The organism is Atribacteraceae bacterium (assembly GCA_035477455.1).
Lineage (GTDB): Bacteria > Atribacterota > Atribacteria > Atribacterales > Atribacteraceae > DATIKP01.
Map to the genome: position 1 here is coordinate 21763 of DATIKP010000055.1, position 7422 is coordinate 29184.

A 7422-nucleotide genomic window follows, 5' to 3' on the forward strand; every position below is an offset into this window, starting at 1 on the left:
TCAAATTGCATGAAAAAAGATGAACGCTATTATCTTGGTCTGGACATCGGGTCGGTGAGTGTCGATCTGGTGGTCATGACCCCTCAGGGAGACATCCTAGAAAAACAGTACCACCGTCACAAGGGACATCCCATGGAATTAACGGCCCAAGTCGTATCCGCGACCCTGGATCGCTTTGGAGGACCGGCCGGTTTTGCGGGAGTCGGGGTGACCGGAAACGGCGGACGTCCGGTAGCCGAAATCCTGGCCGGTGTATTTGTCAATGAAGTGATCGCCCAGGCCACCGCAACCGCCTGGTTGCTTCCGGACGTACAAACCATCGTGGAAATCGGCGGAGAAGACTCCAAGGTCATTTTCCTGCGCCGTACTGAAAAGGGCACGACGGAAGTAGCTGATTTTGCCATGAACACTATATGCGCCGCCGGAACCGGGTCATTCCTCGACCAACAGGCCAGCCGCCTGGGTCTTTCCATAGAAGAATTTGGTCAAATGGCCCTTCGTTCCGAAAACCCGCCCCGCGTCGCGGGACGGTGCAGCGTATTCGCCAAAAGCGATATGATTCATCTTCAACAGAAAGCCACCCCCCCGGAAAACATCGTGGGAGGTCTGTGTCTGGCCCTGGCCCGCAATTTTAAAAGTACCGTGGGTTCCTCCCTCACGCTGGTTCCCCCGGTCTCTTTTCATGGCGGGGTGGCAGCCAACCCAGGTATCGAACGGGCGTTACGCCGGGTCCTCTCTATGAATGAAAAACAACTGCGTATCCCTGATACCTATGCCTGGATGGGCGCAATCGGAGCCGTATGGCATACCCGGGAAAATGGTTTTCCCCAACCCCGTTTCGACCGACTGGCCGAGGTAAAATCCTACCGGGACAAGCGAAGCCGGAAAAGCCTGCCACCCTTGCGCATCGAACGCTCCACCATCATGGAGTCGCGCGTTGTGTCCCCCGCCAGAGAAAGAACAAGCCGGATCCCAGGTTATCTCGGAGTTGACGTGGGATCCATCTCCACTAACGTCGTAGTCATGGATTCGGAAAGAAATGTTCTGGCCAAGCGGTACTTGATGACCGCCGGGCGACCGATCGAAGCGGTTCGGCGGGGCCTGCAAGAGGTGGGCGAGGAAATAGGAGACCGGGTGGATATCCAAGGTGTGTGCACCACAGGTTCCGGACGCTATCTCATCGGAGATTTCATCGGAGCGGATGTGGTTCGCAACGAAATCACCGCCCAGGCCCGGGGAGCGCTGGCCGTCGACCCAAATGTAGATACCATCTTTGAAATCGGAGGACAGGATTCCAAGTTTATCAGAATAGAAAACGGTAATGTCACCGACTTTGAAATGAACAAGGTCTGTGCCGCCGGAACCGGGTCATTCCTCGAGGAACAGGCCGAAAAACTCAATGTATCGATAAAAGAGGAATTCGCCCGCCTGGCTTTGGCTTCCCAGGACCCCATCGACCTGGGAGAGCGCTGCACGGTATTCATGGAAACGGAACTCCAGAAGAACCAGCAGCGGGGAGCCCGGGTAGAGGACCTCCTGGCTGGATTGGCCTACTCCATCGTCTACAATTACCTGAACCGGGTGGTCACTCGAAAACCGATAGGAAACCGGATTTTCTTCCAGGGGGGTACCGCTTTCAATCATGCCTTGGTGGCGGCCTTTGAGCAGGTGACGAAAAAACCGATCACCGTTCCTTCCCATCACGAGGTGACCGGAGCCCTGGGATGTGCCATCATCGCCCAGGAATGGGACCAGGGGCAAGGAAGCCGCTTCAAGGGATTCGACCTGAATAAACTGGAGTACCACCTGAGTGTCTTCGAATGCCAGGACTGCTCCAACCGCTGTGAAATCAACCAGGTGATCGTGGAAGGCGCGGAGCCTCTCAGTTATGGAAGCCGATGTGAAAAGTTCGATGTCAAGCAAAAGTCTTCCGCTCCCGCCGTTCGTTTACCGGATCTTTTCCGGGAACGGGAACAGATGCTCATGAGTTGCACTGGGGTTGAGGCAAAGCTCCCCGCAGGAGCCCCCCGGATAGGGATTCCCCGGGCCGGCCTGTTTTACGATCTCTTTCCTTTCTGGTACACCCTTCTGACCCGCCTGGGTGCCCAGGTGGTCATATCCGATAAAACCTCAAAACCTATCATTCACCGTGGAGTGGAAGCCAGCGTGGCCGAGACCTGTTTTCCCGTTAAGGTCTATTTGGGCCACGTCCTGAACCTCCTGGAGAAAAAGGTCGACTATCTCTGGATTCCCAGTATCATCAATATGCCCTCCTCGGACCAACGCATGAATGACAGCTTCGTCTGCCCGTACATGCAAAGTCTGGCCTATACAACGCCTTCGGCAGTGGATTTTTCCAAACATGACGTGGAGATCCTGCGCCCGGTATTATATCTGGCCGAAAATTCCCGGCAGTGGGTCGCTGCCTTGCTCCCCCTGGCCAAAAAATTGGGAAAAAGCCCCTCGGAACTCGTCCAGGCTTTGGAAGAAGGTTTTTCAGCGTTGCGTACTTTCCAGGACGAGTGCAGCGCCCGAGGTAAAGAAATTTTAGAGAACCTCAGCGACGACGCCCCGGCCATCGTAGTGGCTGGCCGCTCCTATAACACCTGTGACCCGGGATCGAACCTGGAACTCACCCGTAAACTCCGGGCCATGGGGGTCCTGGCCATTCCCATGGATTACCTCCCTCTGGAAACAGTCACCCTTCCGAGAGACTGGTTCAACATGTACTGGCTTTACGGGCAAAAAATCCTTTCCGCCGCCGAGCTCATCGCTGAAGACCGGCGCTTGAACACTCTGTGCCTGACCAACTTCGGGTGCGGACCCGATTCGTTCATCACCCGGTTCTTTTCCGAACGATTGGGGACCAAGCCGATGCTGACCATCGAAGTGGATGAACACAGTGCCGATGCCGGAGTGATTACCCGGTGCGAGGCTTACCTGGATAGCCTGGAAGCCAACCGGGAAATTACCCACCGGGAGGGCCGGCGGTTCCGTCCGCTTTCCATCGAACGGGCTTCCGCCCGGACGATCCTCATTCCCAATATGAGCCCCCAGGCTTACGGCATGGCCGCCGCCTTCCAGGCCTGTGGAATGAACGCCCAGATCCTGCCCGAACCGGATGAAGATACCCTCTACTGGGGACGAAAATACACCTCGGGCAAGGAATGTTTTCCCTGCATCGTGACCACGGGAGACATGATCAAATATACCCAGCGGCCCGATTTCGACCGGGATGCAGTAGCTTTTTTCATGGGCGGTTCCGGAGGCCCCTGCCGATTCGGTCAATACAATACGTTGCAACGCATGGTTCTTGATGATTTGGGTTACGAAGATGTTCCGATCTTCGCTCCCAACCAGGCCTCCAGCTTTTACAACGACCTGGGGATCGTCGGCCGGAAATTCCTGCGCCTGGGTTGGATGGGCATAGTCGCGGTGGATATCCTGGAAAAAGCTCTGTTCCAAACCCGCCCCTATGAAATGGAGAAGGGCCAAACCGAGCAAATCTTTTGGGAATCGGTAGATGACGTCTGTCGGGCCATTCGGGAAAAGGGTAGCCTCCCGCCGCTGTTTTCGGCCATGAAGCGTTCCCGGGAACGCTTCGCCTCGCTGGCGATTGATCGAACCAACCGCCGGCCGGTCATCGGGCTGGTCGGAGAATTTTATCTGAGGAGCAACCGCTTCAGTAATCAAGACCTGGTCGCCCAGATCGAAACCTTAGGAGGCGAAGTCTGGTCGGCCCCTGTGTATGAATGGTTCCTCTATCGTAATTTCCGCCGCTCAATGAGAGCAGCCCTGTCCGGACGGCATCTTTTTCGACTGAAGAATTCATTGATGGACCGGGTCATGAAGCGTGACGAACACAAGCTGATCACCGCCTTCGAAGATTATCTGGACAACGCTCATGAACCTCCCACCAAACAGATTCTGGAGCTGGCCGCGCCTTATATTCATCAAAGCTTCGAGGGAGAGGCGATCATGACGGTGGGCAAAGGCATCGATTTTGCCCGGAAAGGGCTGGCGGGAATCGTCTCGGTAATGCCCTTTACCTGCCTCCCGGGAACCATCAGTCATGCCGTGATGAAGCGGGTCCGCCGGGAGGAAGGCGGAATTCCCTTCCTCAACATGGTATACGACGGTCTGGAACAGTCGACTGACCAGACCCGACTGGAAGCGTTTATGCACCAGGCCAGAGAATTCAACCACCGCACCGGATAGCTTCGGGAACGGAAAAGAGAGGACCGGTGAATGCCGAAGAGGAAAAAAATTTGTTTCACCTATCCAAAAAGGGTGGTGAGTCCCATGACACCGAGGGAACGGTTTCGAGCGATTTGCCGGTTTGAACGGGTAGATGACCCGTATTTCTGGGGAGTTGACTCCTGGACTGAGGCGTTCAGACGGTGGATCAGGGAAGGAATGCCGGTTAAAAATCTTCAAAACAAAAAAGAGTTGAACCACCATCTCCTGGGTTACCAAAGCCAGAACGAAGCCATCTGGCCCAATGCCGCCGTCCGGGGGATGAGTCCCTGCAACAATCCCCCCTGGGTCCCCCCGCTCGACCCCCTGTTCGAGGTAAAAGTCATCAAGGAGGAAGAATCACACATTGTCAAGGTGGATTATGACGGAGCGGTCGTCCGGGTGATGAAAAACGATCCGGAAAAAATGCCTCAATACCTGGCATACCCGGTGAAAGACCAGGAAAGCTGGGAGACCTATAAGAAACGGCTGAACCCCCACTCCCCCGGCCGCTGGCCGGAAGGTTGGGATACCATCACCGATGGACAGCTCCAGTGGCCAATCCGCGAAGGGCAAGCGGGGAAAAGCTGGGAAGAGCGGGACTTTCCCCTGGGGATGATGGCCCTATCCCTGTTCGGCATGCCCCGCAACTATATGGGACTTGAACACATCAGCCTGGCCATCTACGACAATCCCTCCCTGGTAGAGGCCATGGTCGAATGGCAATGCCATTTTTCCTTCGAAATGCTCAAAAAAGTCTTTGCGTCAGGGGTCACCCTCGACTGGGTCTGGCTCTGGGAAGACATGTGTTACAACAAGGGGTCTTTGGTTTCCCCCAGCTTCGTCAAGCGGGTCATGGTTCCCCGTTACCGTAAGGTGGTCGACCTCCTTCTCGAAAACGGCGTCACCGCCCTAATCTTAGACAGTGACGGCAACACCGAGGAACTGATTCCCATCTGGCTCGACTGTGGGATCAACGCCCAGTATCCGTTTGAAATCGCCAGCAATATGGATCCGGTCCGCCTCCGGAAACAGTATGGGAAAAATTTGATCATCGTCGGCGGGGTGGACAAGCGAATGCTCGCCCAGAGCAAGACGGACATCGACCGGGAAGTGGAAAAGGTAAAATTTCTAACCGCAAGGAGCGGTTACTTCGTCAACTGCGACCACCATATCCCTCCCGATGTCCCCTATGACCACCTCCGTTATTTCCTGAACCAGGTGCACGCTCTTCATGCCGACTCTGGTCTGCGCCGGAAGATTTAGCCATGCTTCTCAATATCCCAAAATTTTCTCGACGTCACCGATCGCTTCGTCGATGATATCCATCGCCTTCAGCGCTAAATCATCCTCCATGATGATCGGTGGAGACATGCGCAGGATATGCCCGGCGGGTATCCAGGCCAAACCTTTCCGGAAAGCGGCCTGGTAACGTATATCCCTGAAGAAAAATCGATGTAGACATTCCCATCCACATCGCTCAGTGTCGCGCCCGCCCCCGACTCGAAAACTACTGGAAAAAGGCGGACCTGGCTGGAATATCCTTTCATGAACGTGCTGGCCCGGGGTACCCCCCTTTTTAGAGCTACAACCTCGTTCGCTTAATTATATTTTTTCCTGTGTTTTCGGTCAATTTAAGGGTTTTTCAGGCAAGTGAGCCAAGTTACCGTTCATCTTGCCGAAAACCGATCATTGCTTTAATATACGGGCATGAGCGGATTGCTGGTAATCAGCAACGGGTACGGAGAAGACTCATTTACCTCAATTCTTCTTGATCGCCTGATGGATATTATGGATGAGAAAGGAATCAACCTCCCGGTATTCCTCCTGCCCATAGTGGGCGATGGGAAGGCTTTCGCTCCGCTGCTTTCCGCGTATCCTGATTCGGTCTCTCTGCTCTTTCACCCCTCGCAGCGCCAGTACGGCGGTCTGTACCTCGGTTCCTTCGGGGAGCGAACGGGCCGAATGGCCAGAGAATTTTGGAACTGGGGTAAAAAAGACCTGAGAGTGCTCGCTCGAACCCTGCGGGGCATCCGACCCCGGATTCGCTACCAGATCAGCGTAGGGGATGCCATCCCGCCCCTGATCAACACACTCTTTTTGCGGAAGACCCATTTTATGGTCGCCATGGCCCATACTTCTTTATTAAAAAAAAGCAATCGCCCTTACGAACGGTTAGGTCCTCTGACGGCCTACTTATACCGTACCTTTTGCCAGCGGGTGTATACCCGTGATTCTCAGACCGCACGCTGGTTCCAGTCCCTTGGCATACCCGCCACCTATTTAGGATTTCTGGGTCCGAATATAAAACCTTCGCCGGGCACGAAGAACACCGTCCTCCTTTTGCCGGGAAGCCGCCAGGATTGGAAGGAAAACTTTTACTTCCTCAACGAAGTGCTCGCGTCTCTTTCGGGAGACACCGTCTCCCGGTTTCATTTTCACTACGTTTTTTCACCCGGACTCCCCTCCCCCGAAATCCCCGTACTCATTTCCCAGGCATCTTTGCCGAACGTTACCTGGAGTCAGGGAGATTACCTGAAATTACTCAGTGATAGCGCCATGGTGGTTGGTTTTGCCGGTTCCGCACTCGAGCAGGCCGCTTTTCTCGGAATTCCCTCCATCGGCCCCTTTCGTCCCGGAGCCATCCAGGCCAACCCTGACTTTATGTTCAACCGGCAAACCCTTCTTCTCCGGGAAGCGTTTCTCTGTGGGGGGAACTCCCCTATGGAAGGCGGGATTATTCTGGCAGACGCCCTTTCCCGGCTCCCCGAGCTACGCGCTCGTGCCGAGCGTTTCAGCTTGACCACCTGGGAAGGATTGCATAATGGGAGTGAAAATATCGCCCGGGATATTATTTCAGCAATCCAGGAAGATTCGGGAATACCACAGTCTGAGTCATCCAGTAGCTGGTCTAAAGCGTAGAATTGACTCCCCATAATATCCAATCAAGCATTACTGAAACCAATAACGGTAAAGCGCCAACCTTCGGGAACCGGGCAAGTAAAACTATTCCGTCTCTTCGATCGTGTCTGGCACTGTGCCTTGAGCCCCCGGCCATCCCAGCCAGCAAATTCCCATCACCAGCTTTATGACCAATATAGCGTCTGACGCGTGCTTTATTGTAAGGTTTTCTTTATGGGGTCGATGGGGGGTTATTTTCCTAGACTATTCCCCCCCCTCAGTATG

The 7422-nt window shown here is 54.6% G+C and carries 4 protein-coding genes; 3 read left to right on the forward strand and 1 reads right to left on the reverse strand.

The genetic code is table 11. The annotated features are described in order from the left end of the window. Positions 1–9: 9 nt before the first annotated feature. Both VLH40_03150 and VLH40_03155 read left to right on the forward strand, forming a co-directional pair. Entirely contained in the window at positions 10–4218 is a 4209-nt protein-coding gene (locus VLH40_03150; GenBank protein ID HSV31005.1) for an acyl-CoA dehydratase activase, read from the forward strand. Positions 4219–4302: 84 nt separating this feature from the next. Then, positions 4303–5502 (forward strand): uroporphyrinogen decarboxylase family protein, encoded by a 1200-nt coding sequence (locus tag VLH40_03155; protein ID HSV31006.1) that lies wholly within the window; start codon positions 4303–4305, stop codon positions 5500–5502. Positions 5503–5511: 9 nt separating this feature from the next. Here the strand turns inward: VLH40_03155 and VLH40_03160 are convergent, their stop codons facing one another. Beyond that, on the reverse strand, positions 5512–5643 hold the full coding sequence (locus VLH40_03160; GenBank protein HSV31007.1) for a hypothetical protein: 132 nt from the start codon (positions 5641–5643) through the stop codon (positions 5512–5514). A 303-nt stretch (positions 5644–5946) separates the two neighbouring features. Here VLH40_03160 and VLH40_03165 point away from each other — a divergent pair, with 303 nt between their 5' ends. Next, positions 5947–7158 carry a hypothetical protein gene (locus VLH40_03165; GenBank protein HSV31008.1) on the forward strand — a complete coding sequence of 404 codons (1212 nt, stop codon included), beginning with the start codon at positions 5947–5949 and terminating at the stop codon, positions 7156–7158. The last annotated feature ends 264 nt before the right edge of the window (positions 7159–7422 follow it).